This window comes from Nocardia sp. NPDC004123 (assembly GCF_053603795.1).
Window position 1 is genome coordinate 156368 of the sequence record NZ_JBSGGG010000011.1, and the last position, 14984, is coordinate 171351.

Here is a 14984-nt window from a genome sequence, read left to right on the forward strand (position 1 = left end):
CACGCGCGGAAACACCGCGCCGAGTTCCGTCGACACGGTGCGCACGGTTCGACCTGCGGTGCGAGTGGGTCGAATCTCGGCGGTGCTGCGAATCGGCGCGGTGCTCACCGTGGTTGCGCTGGCAGCGATTCTGCTCGGGTTGTTCGCGCTGGATATCGCGGTGGGCGAGTTCCGGATTCCGCTCGGACGGGTGCTGGATGTGCTGGGCGGCGGGGGGACTCGCGCGCAGCGGTTCGTGATCATGGATTCGCGGCTGCCCAGGGCGCTGACCGCGATCGTGGTCGGGGCGGCGCTGGGGTTGGCGGGCGCGGTGACACAGTCGATTCTGCACAATCCGCTGGCCAGCCCGGATCTGCTGGGCATCACCTCCGGCGCGAGCTGCGGCGCGGTCGCGGTGCTCGTCGGGATGGGTGGCGTCGGGACGGGTACGGCCGCGGCGCTGGGTGTTTCGGCGGCGGCACTGGTCGGCGGGCTGCTCACGGCCGTACTGATCTACCTGCTGGCCTGGGGCCGGACCACGACCGGGGACAGCGGGGTCATGGGATTCCGGTTGGTGCTCATCGGGATCGGCGTGAACGCGGCGCTGCTGTCGGTGGTGAGCTGGCTGCTGACGCGGGCCACGCTCACCGATGCCGCGCATGCCCAGCAGTGGCTCACCGGGTCGCTGAACGCGGCGGACTGGTCGACCCTGGTGCCCGCCACGATCGGCCTGGGCGTCGCGCTGCTCGTCACGGCCGGGTCGGCGCGGACGCTGGCCGCGCTGCGATTCGGCACCGACACCACACGCATCCTCGGCGTCCGCATCCAGACCCAGCAGGCGATTCTGATTGCCGCCGCGGTCGGTTGCGCCGCGCTGGCAACCGCGGCGGTGGGCCCGCTCGGGTTCGTGGGGCTGGCCGCGCCGCAGATCGCGCGGCGGCTGCTGCGCACGCCCGGGGAACCGGTCATCGCTTCGGCGCTGGTCGGAGCGATCGCGGTGGTCGGGGCGGACCTGCTCGCGCGCACCGTCTTTCCCGTCTCGCTGCCGGTCGGCGTGGTCACCGCGGCCGTCGGCGGACCGTTCCTGCTCTACCTGCTCGCTCGGACCAACCGGAAGGCGACCCTGTGACTCTCGCGGCGGAAGACATCACCCTCGGCTACGGCGAGCGGATCATCGTCGACGGGCTCTCGGTGCAGATCGAGCCCGGGCTGATCACCACCGTCATCGGCCCCAACGGCTGTGGCAAGTCGACGCTGCTGCGCTCCCTGGGCCGGTTGCTGCGGCCCCGGTCGGGCCGAGTCCTGCTGGACGGCAAGGCCATCTCCACCATGAAGACCAAGGACATCGCCCGCATCGTCGGCATGCTGCCCCAGACGCCGGTCGCGCCCGAGGGCCTGACCGTCGCGGATCTGGTTGCCCGCGGCCGTCATCCGCATCAGTCCTGGCTGCGGCAATGGTCGGCCGACGACGAGGCCGAGGTGACCGCCGCCCTGGAACAGACCGGTATCGCGGAGCTCGCGGGCCGCACCCTCGACGAGCTCTCCGGCGGCCAGCGCCAGCGCGCCTGGATCTCCATGGCCCTGGCCCAGGGCACCGACATCCTGCTGCTCGACGAGCCGACCACCTACCTCGACCTCGCCCATTCCCTCGAGGTCCTCGACCTGGTCGATCGCCTGCACGACGATCTCGGCCGCACCGTGGTCATGGTCCTGCACGATCTGAACCTGGCCATCCGCTACAGCGACCGCCTCATCGTCATGCACGCCGGCCGCATCGTCGCCCAGGGCGTCCCCGCCGACATCATCGACGCCGAGCTGCTGCGCGCGGTGTTCGGCCTGCGCGCCGAGGTGCTCGAGGACCCGGTGTCGGGGCGGCCGATGATCGTGCCCATCGGCGCCCGGCACGTGCGCGACTCCCGATCCGGAGACATGCCGGCGGATGCCGGGGTATGAGCAATACCACACCAGCAACTCGCCGGTTACGACGGGCTGTAGTACGCATTCCTGTCGTTGTCTCCGTAAACTTGTGGGATGGCAGGTCTTGGTGAACTCGAGAAAGCGGTCATGGACCAGTTGTGGTCGGCCGACGAACCGCAAACGGTCCGGCAGGTCCATGAAGCCCTCGCTGAGCGTCGTGAACTCGCGTACACCACGGTGATGACCGTTCTGCAGCGCTTGGCGAAGAAGAATCTGGTGGTCCAGCAGCGCGACGACCGTGCGCACCGCTACGCGCCGGTGCACACGCGCGACGAACTCGTCGCCAGCCTCATGGTCGACGCACTGCAGCAGGCGGACGAAGTCGGCAGTCGCCGCGCCGCGCTGGTGCACTTCGTCGAACAGGTCGGCGCGGACGAGGCTGCCGCATTGCGCGACGCACTCGCTAAGCTCGAAGCCACCGAGGTGGCGCGCAAGGACAAACCCGAGTCCAAATAGCCGTAGCCTCGGCCCGAGCCCCACAACGCAGTGAGCTGAGGACATGGACTGGACAGCGCCGGTTTTCGCCGGTCTCGCCTTGTTATTGGCGGGACCGGTGCCAACGCTGCTCAGCCGTGCCACCTGGCCCTATCGCAGCCCCCGTGCGGCGCTGGTGCTGTGGCAGGCGATCGCGCTGGCCGCGGTGCTGAGCGCCTTCGGTTCCGGACTCGCCATCGCCTCCCGGCTCCTCGTCCCGGGCGGCGACGGCCGTCCGACCACCACGCCCAGCAAGGAGATCGACGCCCTCGGTCTGCCGCTGTGGCTGGCCCTGGTCCTGGTGTTCGCGCTCACCCTGCTCGTCGGGACGCGGCTGATCTGGTCGGTGATCCGGGTCGGCATCCACACCCGCCGCCGCCGCGCCCACCACCGCATGCTGGTCGACCTGCTGGATCAGTCCGGTGTGCATCGGAAATCCGCCGACATCCGGGTACTGGCCGCCACCGAGCCGATCGCCTACTGCCTGCCCGGCCTGCGCCGGCGCGTGGTCCTCAGCCAGGGCACCGTCACCAATCTGTCCGACGAGGAACTCACCGCCATCGTCAGCCACGAGCGCTCCCACCTGCGCGCCCGCCACGATCTGGTGCTCGAGGCCTTCACCGCCGCGCACGAGGCGTTCCCCCGCGTGGTCCGTTCCAAATCCGCGCTGGACTCGGTGAAGCTGCTCATCGAACTGCTCGCCGACGACTCCGCGGTCAAGGTCACCGGTCCCACTCCCCTGGCGCGCGCCCTGGTGGCCTGCTCCAATTCCCCGGCCCCGCAGGGCGCCATGGCCGTCGGCGGCCCCACCACCCTGATCCGCATCCAGCGCCTGGCCGGTCCGATCGGCGATCTCCGCATCGCCGTCGCCGCCTACTTCGCCGCCGCCGCGATCCTGGTCGTCCCGACCCTCGCCGTCGCGATCCCCTGGCTGGTCGAGCTCAGCCGCCTGGTCAGCCGTGCCTGACTCCCACCTGCCCGCTCCCGAATCCGACTCGGGCGCGGCGCAATCCGCCATGCCCGCCGCCGATTCCGGCCCGGGCGAGAGCCTTTCGCCACCGCCCGCGACCAGCGGCAACCCCACTTCGACTTCGACACCCACTTCAGCCCGGGAGGAAACCATCGCCACCGACTCGTCACCCGCAGCCGAGGCTTCGCCGACCGACCGAGCGGCCGAAGCCCGCCTCCGGACCGGCGCCCGCGAGAGCGGGCGGGACCAGCGCGACCCGGCTGGGACCGCGAGCCCGGTGGACGAGCGCGTGAGGGCCGGTTCCGAGGGTGGCGAGGTGCGGTTCACGGATCTGGGACTGCCGCCGGTGCTGGTGCAGGCGCTGCGGCGGGGCGGAATCGATAAGCCGTTTCCTGTTCAGGCAGCGGTGATTCCGGACATTCTGGCTGGACGGGACGTGCTGGGCCGGGCGGCGACGGGGTCGGGGAAGACGCTCGCGTTCGGGCTGCCGATGCTGGTGCGGCTGTTCGGTGCGCCGAGTGCGCCGCGGCGGCCGCGCGGACTGATTCTGGCCCCGACGCGCGAGCTGGCGATTCAGATCGAGAGCGCGTTGGACGAGCCCGCGCTGTCACTGGGGTTGCGGCTGGCCACGGCGGTCGGCGGGTTGCCGATCAAGAAGCAGGAGGAGCGGCTGGCGCGCGGGGTGGACGTCGTCATCGCGACGCCGGGGCGGTTGACCGATCTGCTCGGGCGGAAAGCGGTGCAGCTGGGCGACATTCGGGTCGTCACGGTCGACGAGGCCGACCATATGGCCGAGCTGGGCTTCCTGCCGCAGCTGACGGCGCTGCTCAACAAGGTGCCGGGCGAGGCGCAGCAGCTGCTGTTCTCGGCGACCCTCGACGAGACGGTCGACGGACTCGTACGGAAGTACCTGCGGGAACCGGCGACCCATGCGATCGGCACCCTTCCGGCCGCGACGTCGGCGGGGCCGGTGGAAACGGGTGCGGCAGACACGGATTCGGGCAGCGAGCTCGGGAGCGTCGCGGCCGGACCCGATATCGCGCACTACGCCCTGCATGTCCGGCGGTCCGACAAGCGGGCAGTGGTCAGCGAGATCGCCGCGCGGCAGGGCCGGACGCTGCTGTTCGTGCGCACCCAGCACGGTGCCGACAAGCTGGCGCGCAAGCTGCGCGAGATCGGGATCGGCGCGGTAGCGCTGCACGGCGGGAAGGCGCAGAACCAGCGCAATCGCATGCTCGCGGCATTCGCGGACGGGACGGCACCCGTACTGGTCGCCACCGATGTGGCCGCCCGCGGGCTGCACATCGACGATGTCTCGCTGGTCGTGCACGTGGATCCGCCCGCGGATCCCAAGGACTATCTGCACCGGACCGGGCGGACCGCGCGGGCGGGCGCGTCGGGCACGGTCGTCACCATCGTCACCCCGGACGATCGGGAGGAGGCCGCGCGACTGGCGGAGCGAGCCTCGGTGACGCTCACCGACGTGGAGGTGCGGCCGGGCGATCGGCGGCTGCTCGAGATCACGGGCGCGCGCCGGCCGAGCGGCCGTCCGGTAGCGGATCCCTCGGCGCCGCCGGCGCCCGCGGCGGAGGCTCCGCGCGAGCAGGCGCGGTTCCGGCAGCGGCCGCAGGGCGAGAGCCGGCCGCACAACAAGAAGCGCAAGCCGGGCGCGGCCCGACGCTCGTCCCGGTGACGCCGACACGTTTGGACGTTCCTACGACACGCGCGCGAAATCGAGCGGGTTTTCCGGCAAATCGGACGAGATTGAGATAACTCCGAGCCCGAAAGTGGCCGTAGCAATCTATTAGCAAACGGCACTTGGATGACCCGGCACGGGGAGCGGACAGCCTCCGCGTCATTCCCCGCAGGGAATCGCGAACTCGCAGCCGGGCGGTGATCATTTGGGCCATGAGCGAACGAAAGAACCTGCGCTACACCGTCATCGAAGCCACGAACGAGGGCGGTTCGACGTTCACCGACGCCGAAATCCCTTTGGCTGAGCGAACTCTGGCGATCGGAGTGCCCGCCATGGCCGTCGGCGGCATGCCCTCGACCGCGGGTGTGTCCTATCTGCGCAGCGCGGGCTTCGACAGTGCGCCGCATCCGGCCCCGGCCCGGCAGTGGGTGGTCATGCTGCGCGGCGTGATCGAGGTGACCACCTCAGACGGTGAGCGCCGGCGGTTCGCACCGGGCGATCTGGTGCTGGCCGCCGACACCGAGGGACGCGGTCACACGACCGTCGCGGTGGGCGAACCGCCCTTCGAGGCGCTGTTCATCCCCACCGCGTCCTGAGCTACCGCTCAGAGCAGGTCGGCATTGCCGTCGATGGTCTTCAGCTGGTATTCGAAACGGTCGATGCGCCAGCCCTTTTCGGTCCGCTGCAGGCCGAGGACATAGCTGCCGACGAACCAGCGGGTGGTGCCGCCGGTGGCGTCGTTCTTCACGTGCACGGCGATGGCATCGGCGTGGGCCAGCGCGGTGTCGCCGGTGATCTCGACGAGGTGATTGCCGGCCTGGTGGTGGACGGCGTCGAGAGCGCCCAGGCCGGTGGCCCAGGCATCGGCGATGTCGGCGCCGGGCCGCGGGCCGACGGGTCCGCCGAAGCCGTTGTCGAAGAACACCTCCGCCGCGAGTACCGACTCGCGCAGGTCGGCCCAGCGGGCCTGGTCGCAGTAGACGAAGAGTTTGGTGATGGTGTCGCTGACATCCAGTCGATCGGCGAGCGCCGCAAGATCGGTCACGGACGCCAACATAGGAGACCCCGCTGGCGCCCGCCTGGCATTTTCCCCGCCCGATCGCACCGCGAACTCCCAGCATTCAGCTACCATGGTCCAACGTGCAGTTTCTTCCCGGGCAGACTCCGCCCTACGACCTGACCTACGACGACGTCTTCCTCGTCCCCCGCCGGACGGATGTGGCGTCCCGGTTCGATGTCGATCTCTCCACCACCGATGGGAGCGGCACGACCATTCCGCTCGTGGTCGCCAATATGACAGCCGTCGCCGGCCGCCGCATGGCCGAGACCGTCGCCCGTCGGGGCGGCATCGTGGTACTGCCGCAGGATCTTCCGATCCCCGCGGCCGCCGCCACCATCGCCTTCGTCAAGAGCCGCTCGCTCACCGCCGACACCCCCGTGGTGCTCGATCCCGACCAGTCGGTGTCCGACGCGCTGGCCCTGATCCACAAGCGCGCCCACGGCGCGGTCGTGGTGGTCGAGAACGGCAAGCCGGTCGGTGTGGTCACCGAGGCCGCCTGCGCCGACGTGGACCGCTTCGCCCGCCTGAGCGTGGTCGCCGACGCCAATTTCGTCAGCGCCCCGGCCGACTCCTCGCCGCGCGACATCTTCGATCTGCTCGAGGCCGAGCACGCCCACCTGGCCGTGCTGGTCCATGCCGACGGCACCCTCGCCGGCGTGATGACCCGGACCGGCGCCATCCGCACCGGCATCTACACCCCGGCCACCGACGCCAATGGCCGGCTGCGCATCGCGGCCGCCGTCGGCATCAACGGCGACATCCCGGCCAAGGCCAAGGCCCTGGTCGACGCGGGCGCCGACGTCCTGGTCATGGACACCGCGCACGGCCACCAGCAGAAGATGCTGGAGGCGCTGGCCTCGGTGGCCGCGCTGGATCTGGGCGTGCCGCTGGTCGCGGGCAATGTGGTCTCCGCCGACGGCACCCGCGATCTGATCGCGGCCGGTGCGGACATCATCAAGGTCGGTGTGGGCCCCGGCGCCATGTGCACCACCCGCATGATGACCGGGGTGGGCCGCCCGCAGTTCTCGGCGGTGGCCGAATGTGCCGCGGCCGCCCAGGAATTCGGCAAGCACGTGTGGGCCGACGGCGGCGTGCGCCACCCGCGCGACGTGGCCCTGGCCCTCGCGGCCGGCGCGGCCAACGTGATGATCGGCTCCTGGTTCGCGGGCACCTACGAGTCGCCCGGCGACCTGCGCGTCGACCGCGACGGCAACCGGTACAAGGAGTCCTTCGGCATGGCCTCCAAGCGTGCCGTAGCCGCCCGCACCGCCACCGACTCGGCGTTCGACCGGGCCCGCAAGGCGCTGTTCGAGGAGGGCATCTCCTCCTCGCGCATGCGCCTGGATCCCGAGCGCCCGGGCGTGGAGGACCTGATCGACCACATCACCTCCGGCGTGCGCAGCTCCTGCACCTACGCCGGCGCCCGCACCATCGGCGAGTTCCACGAGCGCGCCGTACTGGGCGTGCAGTCGGCCGCCGGTTTCGCCGAGGGCCGGCCGCTGCCCTCCGGTTGGTGATCACCACCGGGTAGTACTGCACATCCCGAACCCGGCGGGTCCCCTCGGACCCGCCGGGTTTCGCGTGTGCGGAGCCCGGCCCTGCGGCGATGCGGGGCCGCCGCCGGATGTGATACGGCACCGCTGTGCGGAAACCACGGAAGCCGCCCGGTAGCATGGCCTGACCGGACCCAAGAAATGGGTATCCGTGGCGTATCTCCGCCAGTAACCCCTGCGAAAGGAACAAGTTGTCACCCGCGTCCAAGGGCGCTTCACAGGAGGGCTCCTCTACCGAGCCGGGTGACGAACCCGGCTTCCCCGCAATACCGGCTTCGGAAACGGCCAGGTGGTGCTGACCGTGTCGGTCCTGCTCACCGTTCTCAGTCTGCTCGGATTCATCGCTCTGACCGCCGGCACGGCACTGTTCGTCGCTGCCGAATTCTCGCTCACCGCCCTGGAACGCTCCACGGTGGAGGCACACGCCCGCGACGGCGACCGCCGGGCCCGGCAGGTGCGGCAGGCGCATCGCACACTCTCGTTCCAGTTGTCGGGCGCCCAGCTGGGCATCACCATCACCACGCTGATCACCGGTTATATCGCCGAGCCCGTGCTGGCGCGGCTGCTGGAGCCGATGTTCCGCTCGTTCGGGGTGAGCGCCGGTACCGCACAGGGCATTTCGCTGGCGCTGGCACTGCTCATCGCGACCTCGCTGTCCATGATCTACGGCGAGCTGGTGCCCAAGAACATCGCCATCGCCAACCCGCTGTCCATGGCACGGCTGACCGCCGGGCCGATGATCGCGTTCTCCACCGTGTTCAAGTGGATGATCAATTTCCTGAACGGGGCCGCCAACTGGGCGGTGCGCCGGCTGGGCGTGGAGCCCGCGGAGGAACTCCGTTCGGCGCGCTCGCCGCAGGAACTGGGTTCGCTGGTGCGGACTTCCGCGCTGCACGGGGTGCTGGATCAGCGCACCGCGCAGGTGGTGGACCGCTCGCTGCAGTTCGGTGAGCGCACCGCGGAGGAGCTGATGACGCCGCGGATGACGATCGAATCCCTCGATCAGGACTGCACTCTCGCCGATCTGGTCGACGCCGCCCGCGAGACCGGTTACTCCCGCTTCCCGGTCATCGACGGCGACCTGGACAACACCCTGGGCTTCGTGCACGTGAAGCAGACCTTCGTGCATCCGGCCAGGGATCGCCGCAGCATCAAGCTGAAGACGATCGCCCAGCCGGTGCCGATCGTGCCCGCCAGCCTCGATGGTGACGAGGTGCTCGACCGGGTGCGCCGGGACGGCATGCAGGTGGCGCTGGTGGTCGACGAGTACGGCGGCACCGCCGGCATCGTCACCATGGAGGACCTGATCGAGGAGATCCTCGGCGACGTGCGCGACGAGCACGACGAGGAGGAGCTCGACGTGCGCCGCACCCCGAACGGCTGGAACTGCTCGGGCCTGCTGCGCATCGACGAGGTCTCCCGCACCACCGGTTACGACGCGCCCGAGGGTGAGTACGAGACCATCGGCGGCCTGGTGCTGACCCGTTTGGGCCGGATCCCCGAGACCGGCGACGAGGTGCTGCTGCCGCACCCGGGCAACCACCAGCTGGAGCAGCCGCACACCAAGGGCGGCTGGATCGCCCGGGTGGAGCGGATGGACGGCCGGCGCATCGACCGCGTCCTGATCCGGCCCGTCGACGCCGAGGCCCTCGCGACCTGGGAGCACAGCCATGGGTGATCTCTACGCCGTCCTGCTCACGCTGGCGCTGCTGCTGGGCAACGCGTTCTTCGTGGGTGCGGAGTTCGCGCTCATCTCCGCGCGCCGCGACCGGCTGGAAGCGCTTGCCGCGCAGGGCAAGCGGAGCGCCAACACGGTGATCGAGGCGGGTCAGAACCTGTCGATGATGCTGGCGGCCGCGCAGCTGGGCATCACCATCTGCTCGATCCTGCTGGGTCGCGTGGGTGAGCCGGCGGTGGCGCATCTGCTGGAGAAGCCGTTCGATCTGGTGGGCGTGCCGGATTCGCTGCTGCATCCGATCTCGTTCGCGCTGGCGCTGACCATCGTGGTGATCCTGCACATTCTGCTGGGCGAGATGATTCCGAAGAACATCGCGCTCGCGGGGCCGGAACGGTCGGCGCTGCTGCTGGTCCCGCTGCATCTGATGTGGCTGCGGCTGGCGAAGCCGTTGATCGCGATCTACAACTTCGCGGCCAATATCACCCTGCGCGCCCTGCGGATCGAGCCCAAGGACGAGCTGGATTCCACGGTGTCGTCGGTGGAGCTGGCCGAGATGTTCGGCGAGTCGCGTTCGGAGGGTCTGCTGGACGAGGAGGAGCACCGCCGCCTCACCCAGGCGCTGGGCTCGAGCGACCGGATCGTCGCCGATGTGATGGTGACGCTGGCCGAGACCCGCTCGGTGCCGCTGCGCGGGGACGGGACCACGCTGGGCGATATCGAATCCGCCGTCGCCGAGACGGGATTCTCCCGGTACCCGGTGCGCGCGGACGACGGTTCCCTGGTCGGCTACCTGCACGTCAAGGACGTGCTCGATCTGACCGCCGACGACAGTGCGGGCCCGGGCACCCCCATCCCCCGCACCGATATCCGCCCGCTGCCCACCGTCAGCATGGGCACCACCCTGTTCGAGGCGCTGGCCCGCCTGCGCCGCACCAACTCGCATCTGGGCCGCGTGGTCGACAGTCGCGGCAATACGGTCGGCATCGTGGCCCTCGAAGATCTGGTGGAGGAGTTCGTCGGCACCGTCCGCGACGCCACCCACCGCCTCGCCGAATGATGAATGTGCGCACCGATTCCACCGTGTCACCCGGACCCGAATGGCTGTCCGGCCCCGCTTGGCGGGGCCGGGCGGCCGCCCACCGCGACCGCGTCGACGCCCTGGTCGGCCCGTACCTCGAACGCCGGGCGGTCGGTTCGAAACACCCGGTGATCGATTTCCTGTTCACCTACTACGGCCACAAGCCCGCCCAGCTCAGACGCTGGCACCCCGGCTTCGGCGTGGTCCTCGCCGATGCCGGCGACTACGCGGGTTCCCGCGGCTACCACCAGGTCTCGCCCCCTCCCGCCGACGGTGTCCCCTCCTCCGGCTGGACCGCCGACCCGGCCTTCCTCGAAAAGCGCCGCGACACCCTCGAATTCGTCGCCCGCCTGCTCTCGGCCACCGCCACCCGCCCCGCCCAGCTGTCCTGCTTCGGCCTCCACGAGTGGGCCATGGTCTACCGCACCGACGACGTCCGCCACCAGCAGGTCCCTCTCCGCCTGGGCTCCGAAGGCACCGACGCCGTAGTCGACTCCATGCAGCTGCGCTGCACCCACTTCGACGCCTTCCGCTTCTTCACCCCCGAAGCGGCCCCCCGCAATGCCGAACCCCTCACCCGCGACCTGCAAATAGACCGCGAACAACCCGGCTGCCTCCACGCCAACATGGACATCTACAAGTGGGGCTTCAAACTCACCCCCCTGATCTCCTCCGACCTCCTCTTCGAGGCCTTCGAATTGGCCTGCGCCGCCCGCGAACTCGACATGAAGGCCAGCCCCTACGACCTCCTCTCCTACGGCTACACCCCCATCTGCATCGAAACCCCCACCGGCCGAGCCGAATACGTCCGCGCCCAAGCCGACATCGCCACCCGCGCGGAAGTCCTCCGCACCCGCCTGCTCGATGCCTGCCGAGCGCTGCTGACCGGGGTGATCACGCCCGCGCCGTAAAGCGGAGGGGCGGTGGGTCTATTCCGTAGTCGCCGCCAGATCGGCGAAGTTCGGCGTACCGGGCTCGTTCGGCAATCTGGTCACACGCGCGACGAAGCTGATCGCGTGGTACCAGCCGCACAGCAGCACCAGATCCAGCAACTGCCGCTCGTCGAACTCCTTCGCCAGCGCGCCCCACAGGCCGTCATCGATATCGCCCTCGCCGTGCAAGGAGTCGACCGCGCGGATCAGCAGGCGTTCGGATTCCACTGTCCAGCAAGGATCGTCGGGCTCGCCGTGGGTGAGCGAGATCTGCTGTTCCGTGGTGAGCCCGGCACGCCCGGCGAAGACCGCGAGGTGTACACCCCACTCGTATTCACAACCGCAGCGGGCAGTGGTCCGGTCGATGACGATCTCGCGTTCGCGCAGGTTCAGTGACAGTTCCTTGCTCAGTTCATAGCCTCCCCAGCCGTGCATTGCGGTGGCCATGGGCAGGTTCTTGACGAAGAGCCGGAACAGACCGATCGGGGCCGCGCCGCCGGGCATCATTCGGGCCAGCAGTGAGCCGGTTTCCTCGGCGTACGGCGGCTCGAGAGGTTCGATCCTGGACATGTCCAACTCCCATGTTTCGGAAATAGAAACACCCCGGATGCTAGTGTTTCGATATTCGAAACACAAGGAGTGCGATGGGAGTCCCACGGCCCGGAAGACCGGTACGCGGTTCATCGACGGGACGTCCGCTGATGGCGGCCCTCGACCTGCTCGGACGGCGGTGGACCCTGCGCATCATCTGGGAACTTCGTGACGGCCCGGTCGGAGCGCGAGGTCTACTCGCTCGATGCGAGGGACTGTCGTCCAGCGTGCTGTACCAACGGCTGAGGGAACTCGCGGAGGCCGGGGTGCTGCACGCAGACGAAGACGGGTACGCGCTGACTCCACTGGGCGCCGCCCTGCGCGGCGCACTCGGCCCACTCGACGCCTGGGCCATCACTTGGGCCGAAACCCATTCCAGCACAGACTGACTCGCAGAGACCACGACCATCGGCACCTCGACTGCCCTGTTCGCGATCATCGTGAGCACCGAGCGAACGCAGTGGCAGCCAACGCGTTACTCGGTGACGGGGTGGATCTCGAGGGTGCAGGTGTAGACGGCGGTGTCGATTACGCGGGTGTCGGTTGAGTTGGGGGCGGTTACTTCGGTTTTGACGACTTTGGGGTCGGGTTTGCTGTAGGGGCCGCAGGAGGTGCCCTCGGCGATGGCGTGGGCGGGGTGGCCGGATTTGACCACCACGGCGGGTGGGGTGTCGGTGCCGGCGGGGAGGCCGCCGATGTAGCCGTTGGGGGTGCGCTCGGCGTGGATGACGGTGCCGGTGTCGGTGATTTCGTCCAGGCCGGGGTAGCCGGTGAGGGCGCAGGCCTGAGACGGGTTGGCGATGGCGAAGGTGAGGGTTATGCCGTTGTGGCTCATGGCGGCGCCCATGCTCTTCGCGGTGACGTCGATCTGGCCGGAAGCGCAGGCGGCGATGGGGGTGTCGGTGGGTTGCGCGGTCGTGGAGGCGGGAGTGCCGGTGGCCGGGCCGCCGCCGCCCTGGTTGCCACCGGACGGGGTGCCGCCCGTGGTGAGCGCGGAGGTGGTCGGCGCGGCGGATGGGGTGGAGGACGGGGAGCTCGAGCATCCGGTGGCGGCTGCCAGTACGGCGCACGCCAGTAGTGCCGTGAATCCTGTTGTGCGCATGAGTCACCTACCCCCTTCGATCATCGGATGTTTCCGAAATCGACGGGCCGACCGGGTCTGTTACGCACTGCAGCAAGGGATTTGGTCCGGCTCCCGGGACGATCAGCCCCATTGACCGATAGTGTCACAGACACTTATTTGTGACTCGCCCTACCGGACAGTCAGTTTATGCGTTAGCGTTTCGAGACGTAATGGTGACCACATTGCATAGCTGTCTGTGCCACCGGTCACGATACGGACATTTCGGAAGAAGACGGGGGTAACCGCAATGATGCGGTTCACAGGCGTGCGCCGGTCCAAGCCGGCGGCGGTGCTGGCGGTGACGCTGCTGGGGGCGGCCCTGCTGCCGATGCAGGGTGCGACGGCGGATCTGCAGTCCGACATCGCGAATCAGGTGCAGCAGTTCCTGGATGTCGGGCGCACCTCGGTGCCGCGGGCGGACTGCGGGGACGACGCGCTGCCGGAAACCGGTCTGCAGGGCGATGTTCCGGCCGAGGATCGCAACAGCGGGCGCAGCACGCTGGGGTATCGGTGCAATCTGTCGTTCGTCGGCGGCTATGTGGGCAGGGGCGCGGGGATCACCTCGGCGACCTACGACCACTGCTCCTACACCGGGTCGATGTTCCCGGGCAATATTCTCGGGCCCGCGCAGGGTGTGCAGGTGCTGGATGTATCGGATCCGGCGAACCCGGTGGTGACCGGCAGCCTCACCGAACCCGCCATGCTCGCCGGCACGTGGGAATCGCTCAAGGTCAATGCCGAGCGAAAGCTGCTGGTGGGCACCGGCGTTCCCGTCGGCGAGGGCGCCGGGTTCCTGTCGGTCTACGACATCTCCGACTGCGCCCACCCGAGGCTGCTCAATCCGGGTGCGGGCACGAATCTGCTGATGCCGCTGCCGATCACGACCCACGAGGGCGGGTTCTCCCCGGACGGCCGGACCTACTGGGCCTCGGGCATCGCGCCCGGTTTCGTCAGCGCGGTCGACCTGACCGACCCGGCGAATCCGCACGTGATCTGGCAGGGCCTCACCGGCATCGAGGCGCACGGCTTCGGGATCAGCCCGGACGGCAACCGCATGTACCTGTCCGCCCTGGCCGGTTTCACCGTGCTGGACATCAGCGCGGTGCAGCGCCGGGATCCGAACCCGCAGGTCAACCATCTGGGACGGGTGTTCTGGACCGATGGCTGGGCGACCCAGCACAGCATTCCGGTCACCTATGACGGCAAGCCGTACCTGTTCACCGTGGACGAGGGCGGCGCGGGCGGGGTGAAGCTCATCGATATCTCCGACGAGACCAACCCGACGGTCGCGGCCAAGATCAAGCTGGAGATCAACCTGCCCGAGCATCAGGATTCGATGCTGGCCTCGGCCATGGGCGGCTCGGTGTTCTCCTACGACGCCCACTACTGCGCCGCCGATCGGCCGGAGAATCCGACCGCGCTGGCGTGCGGCTGGGAGGAATCCGGCATCCGGGTGTTCGATGTGCGGGATCCGTTCCACGCCAAGGAGATCGCGTACTTCAATCCGCCCGCCCGCAAGGGCCGGAACCTGGAGCTGTGGAACTCCCCGCACGCCCTGGCCTCACTCATCGGTGTGCCGGTGATGGAGTTCCCGTCGGCGGCGCGGGCGGTGCTGGAGGGCAAGTTCGATCCGAACAAGGCGCTCTCGTCGCGGTCCGGCATGGTCGCCTTCGGTGACCTGTCCACCGACTGGTGCTTCTCCCCGCCGGAGTGGCACGGCAACCAGTTGTGGGCCACCTGCAATGACAACGGCTTCATGGTGTTGCAGCTCGCCGACGACGTGTACACCCCGCCCGCCGACCAGCAGTCCGTGGTGGGATCGTGACGGCTGGCCCGGGCGCTCGGGTCCGGCGGCCGGCGGCGCTGGCGGTGC

15 protein-coding genes are annotated in these 14984 nt (G+C 69.3%); 12 read left to right on the top strand and 3 right to left on the bottom strand.

The window, feature by feature from the left end:
- Window positions 1-58 precede the first annotated feature (58 nt).
- The 6 genes from ACWEQQ_RS17825 to ACWEQQ_RS17850 all read left to right on the top strand — a co-directional run bounded on the left by ACWEQQ_RS17825 (window position 59) and on the right by ACWEQQ_RS17850 (window position 5692).
- Window positions 59-1108 carry a FecCD family ABC transporter permease gene (locus ACWEQQ_RS17825; RefSeq protein ID WP_452348935.1) on the top strand — a complete coding sequence of 350 codons (1050 nt, stop codon included), beginning with the start codon at window positions 59-61 and terminating at the stop codon, window positions 1106-1108.
- Complete coding sequence (locus ACWEQQ_RS17830; RefSeq protein ID WP_452348936.1) at window positions 1105-1932, top strand: ABC transporter ATP-binding protein; 828 nt, start codon at window positions 1105-1107, stop codon at window positions 1930-1932. Before ACWEQQ_RS17825 ends, ACWEQQ_RS17830 begins: the two co-directional genes overlap by 4 nt.
- Window positions 1933-2010: 78 nt before the next feature.
- The gene (locus ACWEQQ_RS17835) at window positions 2011-2412 is read left to right on the top strand and encodes a BlaI/MecI/CopY family transcriptional regulator (RefSeq protein WP_354831823.1); all 402 of its coding nucleotides are present in this window, start codon (window positions 2011-2013) and stop codon (window positions 2410-2412) included.
- A 43-nt stretch (window positions 2413-2455) separates the two neighbouring features.
- The gene (locus ACWEQQ_RS17840) at window positions 2456-3397 is read left to right on the top strand and encodes a M48 family metalloprotease (protein ID WP_452348937.1); all 942 of its coding nucleotides are present in this window, start codon (window positions 2456-2458) and stop codon (window positions 3395-3397) included.
- Window positions 3390-5093: a DEAD/DEAH box helicase gene (locus tag ACWEQQ_RS17845; protein WP_452348938.1), complete on the top strand. Its 1704-nt coding sequence runs from the start codon at window positions 3390-3392 to the stop codon at window positions 5091-5093. Before ACWEQQ_RS17840 ends, ACWEQQ_RS17845 begins: the two co-directional genes overlap by 8 nt.
- Window positions 5094-5308: 215 nt before the next feature.
- On the top strand, window positions 5309-5692 hold the full coding sequence (locus tag ACWEQQ_RS17850; protein ID WP_452343762.1) for a hypothetical protein: 384 nt from the start codon (window positions 5309-5311) through the stop codon (window positions 5690-5692).
- A gap of 8 nt (window positions 5693-5700) precedes the next feature.
- Here ACWEQQ_RS17850 and ACWEQQ_RS17855 read toward each other — a convergent pair whose 3' ends face one another.
- A complete protein-coding gene (locus ACWEQQ_RS17855; protein ID WP_452348939.1) occupies window positions 5701-6141 on the bottom strand; it encodes a nuclear transport factor 2 family protein in 441 nt (146 codons plus the stop codon).
- 95 nt (window positions 6142-6236) lie between these two features.
- Between ACWEQQ_RS17855 and ACWEQQ_RS17860 the strand changes: the two genes are divergently transcribed.
- From ACWEQQ_RS17860 to ACWEQQ_RS17875, 4 genes are all read left to right on the top strand, one after another.
- Complete coding sequence (locus ACWEQQ_RS17860; RefSeq protein ID WP_354831806.1) at window positions 6237-7673, top strand: GuaB1 family IMP dehydrogenase-related protein; 1437 nt, start codon at window positions 6237-6239, stop codon at window positions 7671-7673.
- Window positions 7674-8010: 337 nt separating this feature from the next.
- On the top strand, window positions 8011-9387 hold the full coding sequence (locus tag ACWEQQ_RS17865) for a hemolysin family protein (protein ID WP_452343774.1): 1377 nt from the start codon (window positions 8011-8013) through the stop codon (window positions 9385-9387).
- A complete protein-coding gene (locus ACWEQQ_RS17870; protein WP_452348940.1) occupies window positions 9380-10444 on the top strand; it encodes a hemolysin family protein in 1065 nt (354 codons plus the stop codon). The genes ACWEQQ_RS17865 and ACWEQQ_RS17870 overlap by 8 nt, the downstream gene beginning before the upstream one ends.
- Entirely contained in the window at window positions 10444-11376 is a 933-nt protein-coding gene (locus ACWEQQ_RS17875) for a 3-methyladenine DNA glycosylase (protein WP_452349013.1), read from the top strand. Before ACWEQQ_RS17870 ends, ACWEQQ_RS17875 begins: the two co-directional genes overlap by 1 nt.
- Before the next feature lie 18 nt (window positions 11377-11394).
- On the opposite strand, the gene ACWEQQ_RS17880 is transcribed toward ACWEQQ_RS17875, so the two are convergent.
- Entirely contained in the window at window positions 11395-11967 is a 573-nt protein-coding gene (locus tag ACWEQQ_RS17880; protein ID WP_452343758.1) for a carboxymuconolactone decarboxylase family protein, read from the bottom strand.
- Window positions 11968-12098: 131 nt separating this feature from the next.
- On the opposite strand from ACWEQQ_RS17880, the gene ACWEQQ_RS17885 reads away from it, so the two are divergent.
- Complete coding sequence (locus ACWEQQ_RS17885; protein WP_452348941.1) at window positions 12099-12377, top strand: winged helix-turn-helix transcriptional regulator; 279 nt, start codon at window positions 12099-12101, stop codon at window positions 12375-12377.
- An 86-nt stretch (window positions 12378-12463) separates the two neighbouring features.
- Here ACWEQQ_RS17885 and ACWEQQ_RS17890 read toward each other — a convergent pair whose 3' ends face one another.
- Window positions 12464-13090: a DUF4232 domain-containing protein gene (locus tag ACWEQQ_RS17890; protein WP_452348942.1), complete on the bottom strand. Its 627-nt coding sequence runs from the start codon at window positions 13088-13090 to the stop codon at window positions 12464-12466.
- Window positions 13091-13358: 268 nt separating this feature from the next.
- Between ACWEQQ_RS17890 and ACWEQQ_RS17895 the strand changes: the two genes are divergently transcribed.
- Window positions 13359-14936: an LVIVD repeat-containing protein gene (locus ACWEQQ_RS17895; RefSeq protein ID WP_452343755.1), complete on the top strand. Its 1578-nt coding sequence runs from the start codon at window positions 13359-13361 to the stop codon at window positions 14934-14936.
- Window positions 14937-14984: the final 48 nt, after the last annotated feature.

What these genes read in the sequence shown, in the direction of transcription:
- ACWEQQ_RS17835 (WP_354831823.1), top strand. Translation starts at nt 2,011, where the DNA reads ATGGCAGGTCTTGGTGAACTCGAGAAAGCGGTCATGGACCAGTTGTGG.
- ACWEQQ_RS17840 (WP_452348937.1), top strand. Translation starts at nt 2,456, where the DNA reads ATGGACTGGACAGCGCCGGTTTTCGCCGGTCTCGCCTTGTTATTGGCG.
- ACWEQQ_RS17850 (WP_452343762.1), top strand. Translation starts at nt 5,309, where the DNA reads ATGAGCGAACGAAAGAACCTGCGCTACACCGTCATCGAAGCCACGAAC.
- ACWEQQ_RS17870 (WP_452348940.1), top strand. Translation starts at nt 9,380, where the DNA reads ATGGGTGATCTCTACGCCGTCCTGCTCACGCTGGCGCTGCTGCTGGGC.
- ACWEQQ_RS17875 (WP_452349013.1), top strand. Translation starts at nt 10,444, where the DNA reads ATGAATGTGCGCACCGATTCCACCGTGTCACCCGGACCCGAATGGCTG.
- ACWEQQ_RS17880 (WP_452343758.1), bottom strand. Translation starts at nt 11,967, where the DNA reads ATGTCCAGGATCGAACCTCTCGAGCCGCCGTACGCCGAGGAAACCGGC.
- ACWEQQ_RS17885 (WP_452348941.1), top strand. Translation starts at nt 12,099, where the DNA reads ATGGCGGCCCTCGACCTGCTCGGACGGCGGTGGACCCTGCGCATCATC.
- ACWEQQ_RS17890 (WP_452348942.1), bottom strand. Translation starts at nt 13,090, where the DNA reads ATGCGCACAACAGGATTCACGGCACTACTGGCGTGCGCCGTACTGGCA.
- ACWEQQ_RS17895 (WP_452343755.1), top strand. Translation starts at nt 13,359, where the DNA reads ATGATGCGGTTCACAGGCGTGCGCCGGTCCAAGCCGGCGGCGGTGCTG.